Here is a 15,610-nt window from a genome sequence, read left to right on the forward strand (position 1 = left end):
AACTATATACTCAACTTATCAAGTGATAAGTTTGTTTTACATCTTACTTATCGATTGATAAGTTGCGTCTTTAAGGAGTGGAAAAATGAAACATTATATTCAGCAATATTTTACTGCAGTAACTAGTAAAAAGGGAAAGTGGATTACTTTAATTGCCTGGCTTCTCCTTGTCGGGATAGTAAGCATGTTTTTACCTCAGGCTAGCTCACAGAAAAATGATTTAGCTAGAAATATTCCCACTACTGCTTTATCACAGCAGGCAGAGGAAAAAATGAAAGAGGAATTTCCCAATGAACAAGGAACACCTGCATTAATTGCTTGGTATCGATCAACAGGATTATCTGATCAAGATTTACAACAAATCCAAGAGCTTACCAAACAACTAACAGAGAAACCGCTAATCCATCAAGAAATGATTATTCCCTATCATCAACTACCGATAGAAGCAGTAAAGCGACAAATTTCTGAAGATGGAACAACATTCGTTCTCCCGCTTTTATTTGAGAATAATTTAGCTACAAGCGAACTGAAGACTGGTATTCAGGAATTAGAAACGGCTGCAAGTGACTTATGGGGAGAAAATCCTTTTAACACCTCTATAAAAGACGAAACAAAATTGCACGCAAGAACAACCGGTCCAGTAGGTATCTCTATTGACGCGACAGAGCTGTTTAGCCAAGGTGACTTATCATTACTCATTGGCACAGTCATGATAGTTTTAATTTGTTTGCTTGTCATATATCGTTCTCCAGTATTAGCTTTAATCCCGCTAATCGGAGTTGGAATCGCTTATGGAGTTATCAGTCCTTTACTTGGCTTCTTAGGTGAGTCAGGGTGGATTGAATTTGATTCTCAAAGCATTGCTATTATGACCGTATTGCTTTTTGGAGCTGGTACAGACTATTGTTTATTCATTATCAGTAGATATCGTATGTTACTAACACAAGAATCAGTAAAGGAAATTGCGATGCAAAAAGCCTTAAAACGTTCTGGAGGAGCCGTGGCGATGAGTGGTTTAACAGTATTTTTCTCCCTCATTGCATTATTATTAGCTCAATATGGGGCAGTTCACCGATTTGCCATTCCATTTAGCATATCTATTCTCATAATGATGATAGCTAGTTTAAGTATTGTCCCTGCCATTTTAGCTATTATCGGCAGACTGTCTTTTTATCCATTCGTTCCTAGAACAGAAGAATTATTAGCAAAAAAGGGCATTAAAAAAACAGCGAAAAAAAGAAAATCACTCGGAACCGCGATTGGTAAGGTAGTAACAAAACATCCATGGAAAGTGACGATTCTCACGACAATATTACTTGGAATTTTTGCTCTTTTTTCCCTTAAAACGGAGTATACGTATGACTTATTATCCTCATTTCCGGATGATATGCCCTCAAGAGAAGGCTATACTTTAATTGAAGATCATTTTAATGCAGGGGAACTTGCTCCCGTATCGGTTATTATTAACACCGAAGGAGAAGCTGTAAAAGTCGAGGAATCCTTGAAGCAATTAGATTTTATCGCAAAGGTTTCAGAGAGTGAAGCAGGAAAGAAGAATCCTGATTTAATCAAATATTCAGTGGAGCTTCAAACGAATCCTTATTCAAATGAAGCGATGGATAAACTACCAATAATTCGGGAAACATTGGAAGAAACGCTTCAGGAGAATGGAATCAAAAATGCGAACGATAATGTTTGGATTGCTGGAATTACTGCAGAGCAATATGATACAAGAGAATTAACAAATGATGATGCGCAAATGATCATTCCTGTTATTTTAGCCATGATTGCCATCCTTTTACTTATTTATCTACGCTCTATAACGGCAACCATCTATTTGATTGCGACCGTTCTGCTTTCCTATTTTAGCGCATTAGGATTGGGCTGGATTATCCTTCACTATGGATTTGGAGTAGAGGCAATTCAAGGTTTAATTCCGCTATACTCCTTTGTATTTATTGTGGCATTAGGAGAAGATTATAATATATTCATGATTTCAAGCATATGGAAGAAAAGCAAAGAAAAGCCTCTCTTACAAGCGGTGAAAGAAGGTGTAGCAGAATCTGGCGGCGTTATTACTTCTGCTGGAGTCATTTTAGCCGCTACCTTTATGGTACTAACGACTTTACCAATGCAAGTACTTGTCCATTTTGGAACCATAACTGCAATCGGAATTGTGCTGGATACCTTTATTGTAAGACCATTTTTAGTGCCTGGAATAACTTCCCTATTAGGAAATGCTGCCTTTTGGCCAAGCAAGAAACTACATGTAAAAGAAAAAGAATAGATTATTTATTCCTCCAAGTGCTGTCTCACCAGAAAGCTTGGAGGATTTTCTTCTCTCTTTTCCGTTTTATCCTTCCTTTTTTTAATTTATTTGATTTTCTTAAAACAAAATCCCCTTTCCATACGTCTATTCCTTGTAAAACTTAAGTTATTACGTATTTCTTCCATAAAGGAGCTCTTCTATGTTAAACAAAAATAAAAAAGAAACGGAGTTAATTACATTTATTATGGATCATAAGGAAAGCTTCTATCGATTTGCTTACTCTTATGTACGGAATCAAGAAGATGCCTTAGATATTGTACAAGACTCTATTCATAAAGCGTTAAGAAAACAACATCAATTAAAAGATACTGCTATGATGAAAAGTTGGTTTTATCGAATTGTCGCTACAACCTCTCTTGATTTTTTACGAAAAAAGAAACGTTGGTATGTGGCAGACGATGACAGTTTAGAAGTGCTTGCTTCAAGTTCTGTCGATACTTACAAAAATTTAGATTTAGAACAAGCAATGAATCAGCTTCCACCATCCTATAAAACCATTGTGATTCTTCGTTTTTTTGAAGACTTAAAGCTCGAAGAAATTGCTTCTGTACTAGATGAAAATATAAATACAGTAAAAACAAAACTTTATAAGGCACTAAAAATACTTCGTATAGAAATGAAATAGTGGAGGAATAAAATGGATAGAAAATTAGAAAAGATGAAAAAGGATTATTTGAATATACCCATACCAAATGAACTGGAGAAACAGACACATAGATCGATTAAACGATATCGTACTTTGAGAAGAATTTCAAAAAACGCTATCTTCTTAGCTGCTTCCATCCTTTTATTCATTACAACGGTCAATATAAGTCCGGCAGCAGCAAGCACCTTATCAGATATACCTTTTTTAAACAAAGTCATTAAGGTCGTTACAATAACAGAATGGAAAGAAACGAAGAAGAATAGTGAGCTAGATATTAAAACGCCTGAAGTAACTGGCTTAGAGAATAAAACTCTTTCTCAGACATTAAACCAACAATACGTTCAAGAATCAAAAGAGCTTTATTCTAAATTTATGCAAGAAACAGCAAATGATAATGGAAACTACTCGCTCGAAAGTGGCTATATCGTTAAAACAGATGATGATTTGTTATTATCACTTGGTCGATATACGATCGAAACAAAAGCATCTGCTGCAGAATCTATTCGCTATGATACGATCGATAAACAAAACGAACTGTTAATCACATTACCAAGTCTATTTAAAGATGATTCTTACATTGATGCTATCAGTTCGTACATTTTACATGAAATGAACAAGCAAATGAAAGCAGACATCGGAAGCTATTTTGTAAAAAGTGATACCGATCCAGAAGGGTTTGATAAAATCGATCCATACCAAAATTTCTATATAAACAAACAGCATCAATTGGTCATTTGCTTTAATGAATACGAAGTAGCACCAGGGTATATGGGGACAGTTGAATTTCCCATTCCATCCGATGTGATAAAGGATTATTTAGTAAGTGATTTATATATAAGATAATTGGTTATCATTGATAAGTCAGAGGAGAGGATTTATTCTTTCCCTCTGACTTTTCTTCTTTTATAATTGAAAAGTTTTCCTCTGGCAAACTGTTTTCTCTTCCTCATACTTTTGTTGATAGGTATAAAAACGTTGCTCTAGACCCACCCTATAGTGACTTGATATGATTAGTGAGGTAGTTAAGGAGGCATTTGCAATGGATAAAAAATATGCAGACTTAAAGCTCGGAGAACGAGCCGCGATATTAAGCATTATTACATATATTATTTTAGCATCAGTGAAATTAATTATTGGAAATAGCACTGATTCGCAAGCTTTAAAAGCAGATGGATGGAATAATTTCACCGATATTATTGCTTCTGTTGCCGTTTTAATCGGGTTGCGGCTATCTCAAAAACCAGCTGATAAAGACCATCCTTATGGCCATTGGAAAGCGGAAACTGTTGCTTCGTTAATTGCTTCCTTTATTATGATGAGTGTTGGATTACAAGTATTATACCAAGCAATCTCTTCCTTCTTTACTCATTCTAGACAAGCACCTGATTTAGTGGCAGCATATACAGCTATCGCCTGTGGTGCTGTTATGTTCTTTGTCTATCGGATCAATTTACGATTGGGAAAAAAAATAAATAGCCAAGCTGTAAAAGCAGCAGCGAAAGATAATTTTTCTGATTCGATGGTTAGTTTTGGTACTGCTGTCGGTATTTTTGGAGCACAATTAAACTTGGGATTTTTAGATCCGCTAGCGGCCTGTATTGTCGGCCTGTTAATTTGTAAAACAGCTTGGGGAATTTTCCGAGAAACCACTCATTATCTGACAGATGGTTTTGACGTTTTATTGATTGATAAATATAAAAAGACCATTTTACATACAGATGGCGTTAAAGCTGTTAAAGAAATTAAAGCAAGAAATTATGGCAATAACCCAGTCGTGGATGTCGTCATTACCGTTAACCAGCAGCTAGATATTACTCACGCCCATGATATCTCTTCAGCCGTAGAAAATGCCTTAATAAATGAATTTAATGTGTTAGAGGTTCATGTCCATATTGAGCCAGACGAAGAAACCCAGTAAAGAAACGAATGAATAGTATTTAGAAGTATAACGGAGAAAGCTGAAGATTGACTTATGTAAGTATTCCACAATATAAAAAGGAATAATTTTCCTCACTATAGCTAATTCTGTCCTTTGCTTTTTTTGATTGCTGTGTATAGAGTGAGAAAATAGCCAACTCTCATTGAGCTGGCTTACAGTAATACTATTTTTCCCCTCCAATAAAATATAAAATGGTAATATGTATTGGATAAAAGAGATAAAAAAATATTTTAAGCCAACTCCTTTTTCCCCATTATAAAAATAGAGCAATGGCAAAGCTAAAATCATCATCCATTGGAAGTCTGCAAACGGAAGTAAAAATTGTGAAAACGGATTTAAACTGCCTCCCCATTTTTTATATACTAAAAAGATAAAAAGGCAATAAATTGAATAGCTTATTACTAATTGTTTTTTATTTCTAAATAAATAAAAGACAACACCTAATAAAACGAACAAGATTCCCCCTTCTACATATATTACATTTCCAAATATAGCTCCATAAAAAGGATATCTCAGAGCTGTATTTAATATAAATATTTCTGTAATGAGGGTAGAAAGCACAGTACTTATCATCTGCCATATTAAGTAGATACTAAAATATCTCCAACTTCTCTTATCGATTACATAAATTAACAATGCAACCGTAAATAATGTCGCAAAAAAATTATTAGTTAATCCTACTCCCGTATTATAATTTTGATTAATAAACACATTAACGCAAGCCATGATAACACTAGCAATATACAAACGGAAGAGATATCGATGTTTATTAGAGGTGTGAGTCATACCTATTATCACAAAATAAATAAAAATCGGTGCTGCTATTCTCCCTCCCCATCTTAAATATACTGGAGTACCAGGGATAAATTCCCCTATATGATCTATTAGCATAAAAATTAAAGCTATTATTTTTATTAAAGTAGTAGTCATGATCATCTCCTTAATGAAGAAAAGCACCTATACAACTAGGTGCTTTATATTTGTCATTTAGTGCTTTTTTATATTTAAACTTAGAATTTCATGGTTGGTAAAGTAGATGATCTTACTTTACCAACCTTTACATAAATTTCAGCTTTTTTATTAGAACATCTTCATATTTTCGAGATCCAAATTGCTCGTTTTTACTATCCATTTGATTTAGGCAAAAATATTAATATGCTTTAGCCCAATAGACTAATTTATTTGCTTTTTTGCCACAGCATACACAAGTGTCAGCGATTTTTTCTTGCTCAAAAGGCATACATCTAGATGTTGCACTTGTTTCTTCCTTTATTTTATCTTCACACGCTTGATCTTCACACCACATTGCTTTAATAAATCCTGGCTTTTCTTTTGCCGTCAACTGTTTAAATTCATCAAAATTTACAGCAGTATGAGTGTTTTCTTCTCTATGATCTGTGGCTTTCTTTAACAAGTTGTCTTGGATATCCGTTAATAATTGTGTAATTGTTTCTTCTAATCCATCCATAGAGACAAATTGTTTCTCTCCAGTATCTCTTCTCACAAGAACCACTTGATTTTTCTCGATATCTTTTGGTCCCACTTCTAGACGGAGAGGAATTCCCTTCATTTCATACTCATTAAATTTCCAGCCTGGCTTTTTATCACTTGCATCAATACCAACGCGGATCGAATTACTTAGTTTCTTCTGTAAATCGTAGGCAAAATCCAATACCCCTTCCTTATGCTGGGCAATTGGTACGATCATCACTTGTGTTGGTGCAATCATTGGCGGTACGACTAAGCCGCGGTCATCCCCATGAACCATAATCATGGCACCAATGATTCTTGTCGTAAAGCCCCATGATGTCTGCTGAACATGCTGCAAGTTGCCATCTCTGTCCGAGAACTGAATTCCAAAGGATTTTGCAAAGCCATCGCCGAGATTATGCGAAGTACCTGATTGCAATGCTTTGCCGTCATGCATCAAGCTTTCAATCGTATAAGTGTATTTCGCGCCTGCAAACTTTTCTTTTTCTGTTTTACGCCCTTTGATCACTGGAAGTGCCAAGTACTTTTCGCATATTTCTGCATAGACCTGAAGCATTTGAATTGTTTCTCTATCTGCATCCTCTTCCGTTTCATGACATGTATGCCCTTCTTGCCATAAAAATTCTAAAGTACGTAAGAATGGACGTGTCGTCTTTTCCCAACGCACAACATTAGCCCACTGATTATATAGCTTAGGAAGATCACGATAGGAATGAATAATATTTTTATAATGCTCTGCAAAAAGCACTTCTGATGTTGGGCGCACACAAAGTCTTTCTGCTAGTTTCTCGTCTCCGCCATGTGTAACCCATGCTACTTCTGGTGCGAATCCCTCAATATGATCTTTTTCTCGTTGTAAAAGGCTTTCTGGAATAAATAATGGCATATAAACATTTTCATGCCCTGTTTCTTTAATACGTTTATCTAATGCTTCTTTAATATTCTCCCAAATCGCTGTTCCATAAGGTCGAATAATCATCGAACCTCTTACACTTGAATAATCGATTAGTTCCGCTTTTGTCACTACATCTGTATACCACTGGGCAAAATCATCTTCCATGCTAGTAATGCTTTTTACAAAATCCTTCGCCATTTTAAAGGGCCTCCTATTTTATCTGTGTTTTTAAACGTATTTCAAGCGATCTTTCTTAGAAAAAGACCATAAAAAAAAAGCGTTGCTATTCATTAGGGACCAAATAATGGCGGTACCACCCTAATTCAAAGCAAAGCTTTACACTCTTCCATGTTAACGGTATTGAACCGCTGAATCTTCTTAAACAAAGTCTATTCGATACAGAACGAAAAAGGCAGGTTCAACAGGTAAGCCTATAGGTCCTTTCAGCATTTAGACCCTCTCTTTTTATAGACATTGCTGCATACTAATCCTTTTTATAGTTTCATTATTCATTTCTTTGTGAAAAATCATATCGGATAGAAACATTATTGTCAATATAGATTTTTTTTATTCTTTTTAACCGATAGGGCATATATCTTTTATTTTCGATAATGGAGAAGGAGTGAATGGCTTCTCTGTGTTTTCTTTAAGCTCTATGCTTTTTAGGCATAGAAAGTATTTCTCTGGACCCTTATCTATTAACCTCTTAAATAAAAATTTAGCGCTGCTTGCAGTGCTTGGCCTGCAGGGAGTTTTACACCATGGCTAATGAGGCATGCCTCTAAACTCGCAAGTACGAATAAGACATTTTCTTTGCGACAGCTATAGCCCATTGTTCCAATTCTCCATATTTTTCCGTGTAATGGACCAAAAGAGCTGGCTATTTCTACTCCAAATTGCTCAAGCATCATACTACGAACAGATTCTGCATCAATCCCCTTTGGAACGTTAATGCATGTTACCGTTGGCAGCTTCCACCTTTTATCACCGAACAATTCAAGCCCCATTCCCTTTATTCCTTCCATGAGCGCTTGTTCATGGTACTGATGACGAGCAAACCTCTTTTCCAAGCCTTCTTCTAAAACAATTCTTAATCCTTCATGAAGAGCATATAACATGGTAGTTGCTTCTGTATGATGATTCAGCCTTCGCGGACTCCAATAATCCTGCAATTGTGCCAAATCTAAATAATTTGAGCGAATTGGGGCATGGGCTTTTATCTCTGCTAGCTCCACTTCTGTAGCTATTCCTCTTTCTACTTTCTTCCGTGCATTTAACACTTTTTCCACTCGATCATTATACGTAATAGGGGCATTTCCAGATGGAACTGATAAACATTTTTGATTTCCTCCAATTACTGCATCGATATACCAATTATCTGTTTGAACATTGGCTCCTCCAATTGTTGCAACTGCGTCAACGATAAAGAGAATATCTTGTTCTCGACATGCTTTGCCGACCTCTTCTAATGGCTGCATACACCCTGTTGATGTTTCTCCATGAACAAGAGCAACTACTTTCGGTCTCACTCTTTTCATTTCTGCAATAATTACTTCTGGATCAAAAACCTCGCCCCATTTACATTGAAGCAAATGAATCTCAGCCCCATATCTTTCAGAAATTTCCGTCAAAAGATGTCCAAATCTTCCGTAAATTGGAATTAACACTTTATCTCCTGGCTCAATGACACTGGCCAATACAGCTTCTAGTCCAGATCTTGATGTTCCATCAACTGGATATGCCCATTGATTTTTAGTTTGGAAAACTTGTTGAATCATTCTCATAACATCATTCATGATAGATGTAAATGCAGGATCAAATTGTCCCAAAATAGGTGTACTTAACGCCCTTAACACTCTCGGATCAACCTCAACAGGTCCTGGTGTCATAATCGTTCTTAAGGGTGTGTTTAGTTCTAAAAAAGTCACTATGATACTTCCTTTCCTTATCTTTTAGTAATTCCCTCTGCTTGCTTCGTGATCCTTCTTTTTGGTCTTCATCAATCTCATAAACACCACTTCTCTCTTTCCTCTCTTCTTTTCGGCTTTCATCAACCCCATGAACTCCACTTTTCCTATTCCTCTCTTACTTTTTGGCTTTCATCAACCCCATGAACACCACTTCTCTCTTTCCTCTCTTACTTTTTGGCTTTCATCAACCCCATGAACTCCACTTTCCTCTTTCCACTCTTACTTTTCGGCTTTCATCAACCCCATGAACTCCACTTTTCCTATTCCTCTCTTACTTTTCGGCTTTCATCAACCCCATGAACTCCACTTTCCGCCTTCCCTGCACCTTAAGTACGTTCATCTCAGAAAAAATCAATAAGCCAAACGGTGTAGTAATTCTATAAGAACAACAACCCCATTTTTTAAATCTTCTAGATTTGTATGTTCCTTTGGGGAATGACTGATCCCATTTACACTAGGAACAAATAGTAACGCTGTCGGGCAATAGGTTCCGAAAATTTGTGCATCGTGACCGGCACCACTAATCATTTTTTGATATGGGATATCTATTTCCTCCACAATTCTCTCCGACAGCTGCGTTAGTTTATCGTCCATTGCAACGGCCTTAACATCCAGCCATTGATTCCACCCTACTTCCATACCAGCAGTCTTACATCTCTCTTTAAAATGTGCAAAAATTTTCTCACAATAGTAATCTAGCACTTCTTCTTGGTGGTGGCGGACATCCAGTGTAAAAGTAACCTCTTTGGCAATCACATTAGGAATATTAGGCACTGCCTGTATTTTCCCAACTGTCGCCACTAAGTGAGCGTCCATTTCCGTAACTTGTTTAATGGCATATGTAATTAATTCCGCTGCAAGATGTATACTATCCTTTCGATAAGGCATGGGAGTTGTACCTGCGTGGTTACTCTCCCCAGTAACTTTGATCGTAAATCTTCTTTGTCCAACTATATGAGAGACAATCCCTATAGACTTCTGCTCTTTTTCTAAGACAGCCCCTTGTTCTATATGTATTTCTATAAAGCATTCAATATCCTCTCGCTTAACTTGTTTTTCAACTGGCTGCAAGCCCGCCGATGTCATAGCATGAGCAAAAGAAATATTTCTTGCGTCAGCTAATCCTTCGCAATCACTTTTAGTAAACTTTCCCGTTACCGATCCAGATCCCCAGAAAGCTAAAGGAAATCTACTCCCCTCTTCCTCACATAAAGAGACTACTTCTATTGTCTTTTTTGGTTTACCATAATGTTGTTTCAAATAATTGACAGCGATAAAACTCGCCATAATCCCGAAGGCTCCATCATATTTTCCACCATCTATAACAGTATCAATATGAGAACCTGTTAGAATGGCTTTCTCCTCTTGATCTACTCCTGCTAACCTGCCAAATAAGTTGCCAACACCATCAAAATAAGGATTCAAGCCATTTTCTTTCATTTTTTGAAAAAGAGAATGTTGGGCTAAGCGCCAATTTTCATCATAGAGAAGTCTTGTAACTCCACCATTTTTCGTCTTCCCAAATCGGGCAAGCCATTCTATCCAGTCCCCTACTTCTTTTGTTTCAATATCAATAGTTGTCTTCATTTCTCCCGCTCCTCTCTGCTGATACTCTCCCTACATTCAAAATAAAAAGAAAGAACTCTCCTTCCTTTTGTTATTTTCTAATAATATTTAAAACTACTTAAAACGCACTAATATATGTATCCATTATTTTAATAATCACTTGCTAGCAATTCATTAGATAAAATGTTAGAATTGTCTAAATACTTTGTATAAATTAACTAAAGAAGCTTCTTGATTACACGGATTACTTTGGGAGGGATACAATTGAAATTAGCAGAGATATTACAAAAACCTGCCTTTGCAGAAGTGCAAGTAATTGCAGGTCACGGAGGATTAAATAAAGAAATTAAGCATATTACCATGATGGATGCCCCTGATATCGTGGACTTCTTAAACCCAAACGATTTATTAGTCACTACTGCCTATCATCTTAAAGATAATCCTGGTGTTCTGCTCTCCTTAATAAAAAGTATGCATAAAAGGGATTGTACAGCTTTAGGAATTAAGTCCAAGAGATTTTTAGGACATATACCACAAGAAGCTATTCAATTCGCAAATGAAATAGGATTTCCCCTATTAGAAATACCTTTAGAAACTTCACTAGGGGAAATCGTTAATGCTTCTTTAAACTATATGTTGAGTCAAAGAACAGCAGAGTTAACCACTGCCTTTGAAACCCATCGGAAATTCACGCAGCATATTCTGAAAGGGAAAGGGATAAAAAGGCTAATTGATGACTTATCTCAAATGATTAACAAGCCGATCTTTTTACTAGATGCCCATTTTCAAATGCACACTTCTTCTCATAATCGAACATCTACCGATAGCTTTTTGAGCTCTCTCCATGCTAAAGGGTTTGAATTTTTATTAGCTAACTCACCATACTCTTGCTTTTCGAGTAGAAATACAGAAGAAATTTTTACTATTTTCCCCATTTATACACATATGAGAAAACCAGCATTTTTAGTTGTTCTGGGAGAAATCCCCATGGAAGATCATAGCTTGCTTCTTACGATTGAACAAGCAACTAATGTGCTTTCTTTTGAGCTAATGAGGGAAAATACAGTGAAGCAATATACTAGAAGAGCAAGAAATGATTTCTTCGCTCACTTTATGGAAGGAAAGTTTAGCTTTGCTGAGGAAATCGAAAGCAGAGCTAAAGAATTTTTCTTAAAAAAAGAACAGGCTTCCATCGCAATAATTGGCAAATTGGATAGCGGCGATCAATATAAATCTTTCACACAGCATTCTGTTGAGGTAGATTATGTATTTGAATTTATCGAAACAGAAATAAAAAAGGCACCTTTCGCTTCTCAGCTTTTTCTTATTGAGGATCATTGTATTATTATCATGGAAGTTACCGATTCCTCTTATGAGCTAGACAAAACCATTCTTCCTTATTTACAAAATATCCAAACCCATCTTGTGAACACATTTAAAACAAGTATTTCATTCGGTATCAGTAATGTTTATCAGCGCCTGTTAAATTTACCTAATGCTTATCAAGAGGCGCTTAGTGCATTACATACTGGACAGCTTTCTGGAAACACTCCTTTTATCCAGATACATCGACCAAAGGATGCCTTTGAAATGTTAAGAATCATTCCAACAAAGGATCTGCAGGAATTTTATGATCATATTTTTCAACCTTTCTCTAACAATCATCAGCAAGAAGATGAACAAATATTACTCCATACATTATCTGTTTACTTAGAGACCCATTGCCAAATTTCTGAAACAGCGAAACGTCTTTATGTACATCGTAATACAGTAATTTATCGCTTAGAAAAATGTGAGGATCTCTTAGGAAAAAGTCTTAAGGATCCAGAGACTACCTTCCACCTTCGTTTTGCCTTTCGGATTAAATCAATTTTAAAAATGAATGAAAGAAAAAAACAAAGCCAAATCTAAAGAAGTTTTTCATTTTTCTTAGTTATATAATCTATATTTTCTAAATATTTTGTATAAATTAACCAATGACTTCTTTCTTCTTACTTCTTATTATGTTAATAAATATAACACCATACGTTAGAATGAATAACAAAGGAGAAGGAGTGTTTATAATGCCTCAAAATAACAAAAAGGGAGTTCAAATTTTTTCTTTAGGTCTTCAACATGTTCTTGCTATGTATGCTGGTGCTATCCTTGTTCCACTATTAGTTGGAAGAGCCTTAAATTTAACAAGCGAACAACTAGCCTATCTTGTTGCAATTGATCTTTTAACATGTGGAATTGCCACATTGCTTCAAGCCTGGAAAAACAAATATTTAGGCATTGGCTTGCCACTTGTACTAGGTAGTTCATTCGTCGCTGTTACTCCGATGATTTCGATCGGAACAAATTATGGAGTCACCGCTATTTATGGAGCCATTATTATTACAGGGATTTTTATGTTTATTTGCGCTCCTTTTTTCAGCAAAATTACCAAGCTCTTCCCTCCAGTTGTAATTGGAACAGTTGTAACTATTATCGGTTTATCTCTTATCCCATCTGGTATTAAAAATATGGGCGGAGGAGCAACAAGCGAAGATTTTGGCTCCATTGAGAATTTGCTTTTGGCATTTGGCGTCCTATTGTTCATTCTTTTGTTAAACCGGTTTACAAAAGGATTTATGCAATCATTGGCCGTCCTAATTGGAATTATTGCTGGTACTATTATTGCTGCTATTCTTGGTAAAGTAAACCTTACTCCAGTAAAAGAAGCTAGTTGGTTCCATTTTCCTGAACTATTTTATTTTGGGATACCTAGCTTTGAATTTGGGCCAATTCTAACCATGTTAATTGTCGGTTTAGTTATTGTAATTGAATCAACTGGTGTCTTTTTCGCACTAAGCAAAATAACGGAGACGCCACTAAGTGAAAAGGATTTAACGCGTGGGTATCGTGCCGAGGGTTTAGCGATTACTTTAGGTGGACTATTTAATGCCTTTCCGTATAATACCTTTGCTCAAAACGTTGGTCTTGTTCAGCTATCAAAAGTCAAAACGGTAAATGTCGTAATTGCCGCAGGAGGAATCCTTGTTTTCTTAGGCTTTATTCCTAAGGTTGCGGCTTTTGCCACTATTATTCCCACACCAGTGTTAGGCGGAGCAACCGTTGTTATGTTTGGAATGGTTGTTGCTTCTGGCATAAGAATGTTGAGCAAAGTTGATTTTACCAATCAGGCTAACTTGTTAATCATGGCTTGCTCTATTTCTATCGGTTTAGGAGCAACAGCAGTTCCTAATTTATTTGACCAGCTTCCTTCCGCCTTACGAATCATTGTAAGTGATGGGATTATCACAGGAAGTTTGGCTGCCATTTTATTAAATCTTCTTTTTAATGTTAAAACCAGTAAGAAAAGCTCTAATGTCTCTCTCTTGAGCAAACAAGTCGGCGAAACAAATACATTGTAAACAAAAAGAGGCTGCCCATTTGGAACTAGCCTCTTCATCAATCCTTTTATTCTTTATCAAAAGTCGTCATTTTCATTGTTTTCAGTCTTACAGCTTCTGGATTAACTTGAATTCTTGCTACCTTTGTTTCCATTGCTGCTTTTGCCACAGCAGAAGCAACAGCAGGAGCAACTCTAGGATCAAAGGGACTTGGAATTACATAATCCTCATTCAACTCAGCATCCGCAACTAAGCCTGCAATCGCTTCAGCTGCTGCCTTTTTCATTTCTTCATTAATAGTGGTTGCACGAACATCTAAAGCACCACGAAAAATTCCTGGAAAGGCCAATACATTATTTACTTGGTTCGGAAAATCTGATCTTCCTGTTCCAACTATGACTGCGCCCGCTTCTTTCGCCTGTGCCGGACTTATTTCTGGTACTGGATTTGCCAGCGCAAAGATAATCGCATCCTTATTCATTGTCTGTACCATTTCTTTCGTTAAAGTATCTGCTACAGAAACACCAATAAATACATCTGCTCCCACCAAAACGTCTCTCAGTGTACCTCTCGTCAACTTAACATTCGTATACGCTGCAACAGATTCTTTCGCTGGATTCATCCCAGCTGTCCTGCCAGCAAAGATCGCCCCTTTTGTGTCACATATAATCATATTAGTTACACCATAAGAGTTGAAAAGCTTTGTAATAGCAATACCTGAAGCGCCCGCACCATTTATTACTATTTTCAAATCCTTCATTTCTTTCTTTACAATCTTAAGGGCATTTAGAAGTCCTGCCAAAGCTACAATTGCTGTACCATGCTGGTCATCATGATAAACTGGAATGGCTAATTCTTGATTTAATCTTTCTTCAATCTCAAAACACTGTGGAGCAGCAATGTCTTCTAGGTGAATGGCACCAAAAGTAGGAGCCATTAGTTTAACTGCATCTACTATCTTGTCTACATCTGTTGAATTTAAAACAATGGGGAAGGCATCTACACCTGCAAAACTTTTAAGCAATATTGCTTTCCCTTCCATTACTGGCAAAGATGCTTCAGCACCAATATTACCCAAACCAAGTACAGATGTACCATTGGTGATAAGGCCCACCATATTACCCTTCATGGTAAAGTCATAGACAGTTTCTGGATTCTCAAAAATTTCTTTACATGGTTCTGCTACTCCCGGAGAATAAGCTAAACTTAAATCTTGGGCATTTTTCACTTCCACTTTTGCATGGATTTCCAATTTCCCCTGTTTGACTTGATGCATATGTAAAGCATCTTCTCGTAAAGACATTCTATCTCTCCCTTATTTCTGTAACATGATTGCATCCTTCCATTGGATGCATTTCTTAGTTAAGGATTCCCCTCCCTATCTACGATAATATAACGTA

The 15,610-nt window shown here is 36.4% G+C and carries 11 protein-coding genes and 1 other annotated feature; of the genes, 6 read left to right on the forward strand and 5 right to left on the reverse strand.

The genetic code is table 11. From position 1 onward, the window contains the following. Positions 1–85 precede the first annotated feature (85 nt). The 4 genes from NST77_RS15560 to NST77_RS15575 all read left to right on the forward strand — a co-directional run bounded on the left by NST77_RS15560 (position 86) and on the right by NST77_RS15575 (position 4,893). Positions 86–2,287: an MMPL family transporter gene (locus NST77_RS15560; protein ID WP_095330345.1), complete on the forward strand. Its 2,202-nt coding sequence runs from the start codon at positions 86–88 to the stop codon at positions 2,285–2,287. 181 nt (positions 2,288–2,468) lie between these two features. Continuing rightward, positions 2,469–2,954 carry an RNA polymerase sigma factor gene (locus NST77_RS15565; RefSeq protein WP_047943753.1) on the forward strand — a complete coding sequence of 162 codons (486 nt, stop codon included), beginning with the start codon at positions 2,469–2,471 and terminating at the stop codon, positions 2,952–2,954. Between the two features lie 12 nt (positions 2,955–2,966). Next, on the forward strand, positions 2,967–3,818 hold the full coding sequence (locus tag NST77_RS15570) for a DUF3298 and DUF4163 domain-containing protein (protein ID WP_095330344.1): 852 nt from the start codon (positions 2,967–2,969) through the stop codon (positions 3,816–3,818). Between the two features lie 196 nt (positions 3,819–4,014). After that, a complete protein-coding gene (locus NST77_RS15575) occupies positions 4,015–4,893 on the forward strand; it encodes a cation diffusion facilitator family transporter (protein ID WP_123258208.1) in 879 nt (292 codons plus the stop codon). Here the strand turns inward: NST77_RS15575 and NST77_RS15580 are convergent. From NST77_RS15580 to allC, 4 genes are all read right to left on the reverse strand, one after another. Beyond that, positions 4,849–5,844 carry a TraX family protein gene (locus tag NST77_RS15580; RefSeq protein WP_249928219.1) on the reverse strand — a complete coding sequence of 332 codons (996 nt, stop codon included), beginning with the start codon at positions 5,842–5,844 and terminating at the stop codon, positions 4,849–4,851. The two genes, NST77_RS15575 and NST77_RS15580, sit on opposite strands and share 45 nt — an antisense overlap. 220 nt (positions 5,845–6,064) lie before the next feature. Beyond that, complete coding sequence (gene proS / locus NST77_RS15585; RefSeq protein ID WP_123258209.1) at positions 6,065–7,498, reverse strand: proline--tRNA ligase; 1,434 nt, start codon at positions 7,496–7,498, stop codon at positions 6,065–6,067. Positions 7,499–7,589: 91 nt separating this feature from the next. Further along, positions 7,590–7,807 (reverse strand) — a binding site (T-box leader). Between the two features lie 191 nt (positions 7,808–7,998). After that, the gene (locus NST77_RS15590; RefSeq protein ID WP_275068545.1) at positions 7,999–9,228 is read right to left on the reverse strand and encodes a pyridoxal-phosphate-dependent aminotransferase family protein; all 1,230 of its coding nucleotides are present in this window, start codon (positions 9,226–9,228) and stop codon (positions 7,999–8,001) included. Between the two features lie 393 nt (positions 9,229–9,621). After that, a complete protein-coding gene (gene allC, locus NST77_RS15595; RefSeq protein ID WP_095330340.1) occupies positions 9,622–10,857 on the reverse strand; it encodes an allantoate deiminase in 1,236 nt (411 codons plus the stop codon). A 243-nt stretch (positions 10,858–11,100) separates the two neighbouring features. Between allC and NST77_RS15600 the strand changes: the two genes are divergently transcribed. Together NST77_RS15600 and NST77_RS15605 are read left to right on the forward strand one after the other, a co-directional pair. Then, positions 11,101–12,747, forward strand: a complete 1,647-nt coding sequence (locus tag NST77_RS15600; protein WP_144546296.1) for a PucR family transcriptional regulator — start codon at positions 11,101–11,103, stop codon at positions 12,745–12,747. A 152-nt stretch (positions 12,748–12,899) separates the two neighbouring features. Further along, positions 12,900–14,231, forward strand: a complete 1,332-nt coding sequence (locus NST77_RS15605; protein WP_163187450.1) for a solute carrier family 23 protein — start codon at positions 12,900–12,902, stop codon at positions 14,229–14,231. 46 nt (positions 14,232–14,277) lie between these two features. On the opposite strand, the gene NST77_RS15610 is transcribed toward NST77_RS15605, so the two are convergent. Further along, on the reverse strand, positions 14,278–15,513 hold the full coding sequence (locus NST77_RS15610) for a malic enzyme-like NAD(P)-binding protein (RefSeq protein ID WP_163187448.1): 1,236 nt from the start codon (positions 15,511–15,513) through the stop codon (positions 14,278–14,280). Between the last annotated feature and the right edge of the window lie 97 nt (positions 15,514–15,610).

The sequence above is a fragment of the Niallia sp. FSL W8-0177 genome (assembly GCF_038006285.1).
Lineage (GTDB): Bacteria > Bacillota > Bacilli > Bacillales > Cytobacillaceae > Niallia > Niallia circulans_A.

Coding starts and splice junctions, on each gene's coding strand:
- NST77_RS15605 (WP_163187450.1), top strand. CDS start 12,900: ATGCCTCAAAATAACAAAAAGGGAGTTCAAATTTTTTCTTTAGGTCTT.
- NST77_RS15610 (WP_163187448.1), bottom strand. CDS start 15,513: ATGTCTTTACGAGAAGATGCTTTACATATGCATCAAGTCAAACAGGGG.
- NST77_RS15575 (WP_123258208.1), top strand. CDS start 4,015: ATGGATAAAAAATATGCAGACTTAAAGCTCGGAGAACGAGCCGCGATA.
- NST77_RS15565 (WP_047943753.1), top strand. CDS start 2,469: ATGTTAAACAAAAATAAAAAAGAAACGGAGTTAATTACATTTATTATG.
- NST77_RS15570 (WP_095330344.1), top strand. CDS start 2,967: ATGGATAGAAAATTAGAAAAGATGAAAAAGGATTATTTGAATATACCC.
- NST77_RS15580 (WP_249928219.1), bottom strand. CDS start 5,844: ATGACTACTACTTTAATAAAAATAATAGCTTTAATTTTTATGCTAATA.
- allC (WP_095330340.1), bottom strand. CDS start 10,857: ATGAAGACAACTATTGATATTGAAACAAAAGAAGTAGGGGACTGGATA.
- proS (WP_123258209.1), bottom strand. CDS start 7,498: ATGGCGAAGGATTTTGTAAAAAGCATTACTAGCATGGAAGATGATTTT.
- NST77_RS15560 (WP_095330345.1), top strand. CDS start 86: ATGAAACATTATATTCAGCAATATTTTACTGCAGTAACTAGTAAAAAG.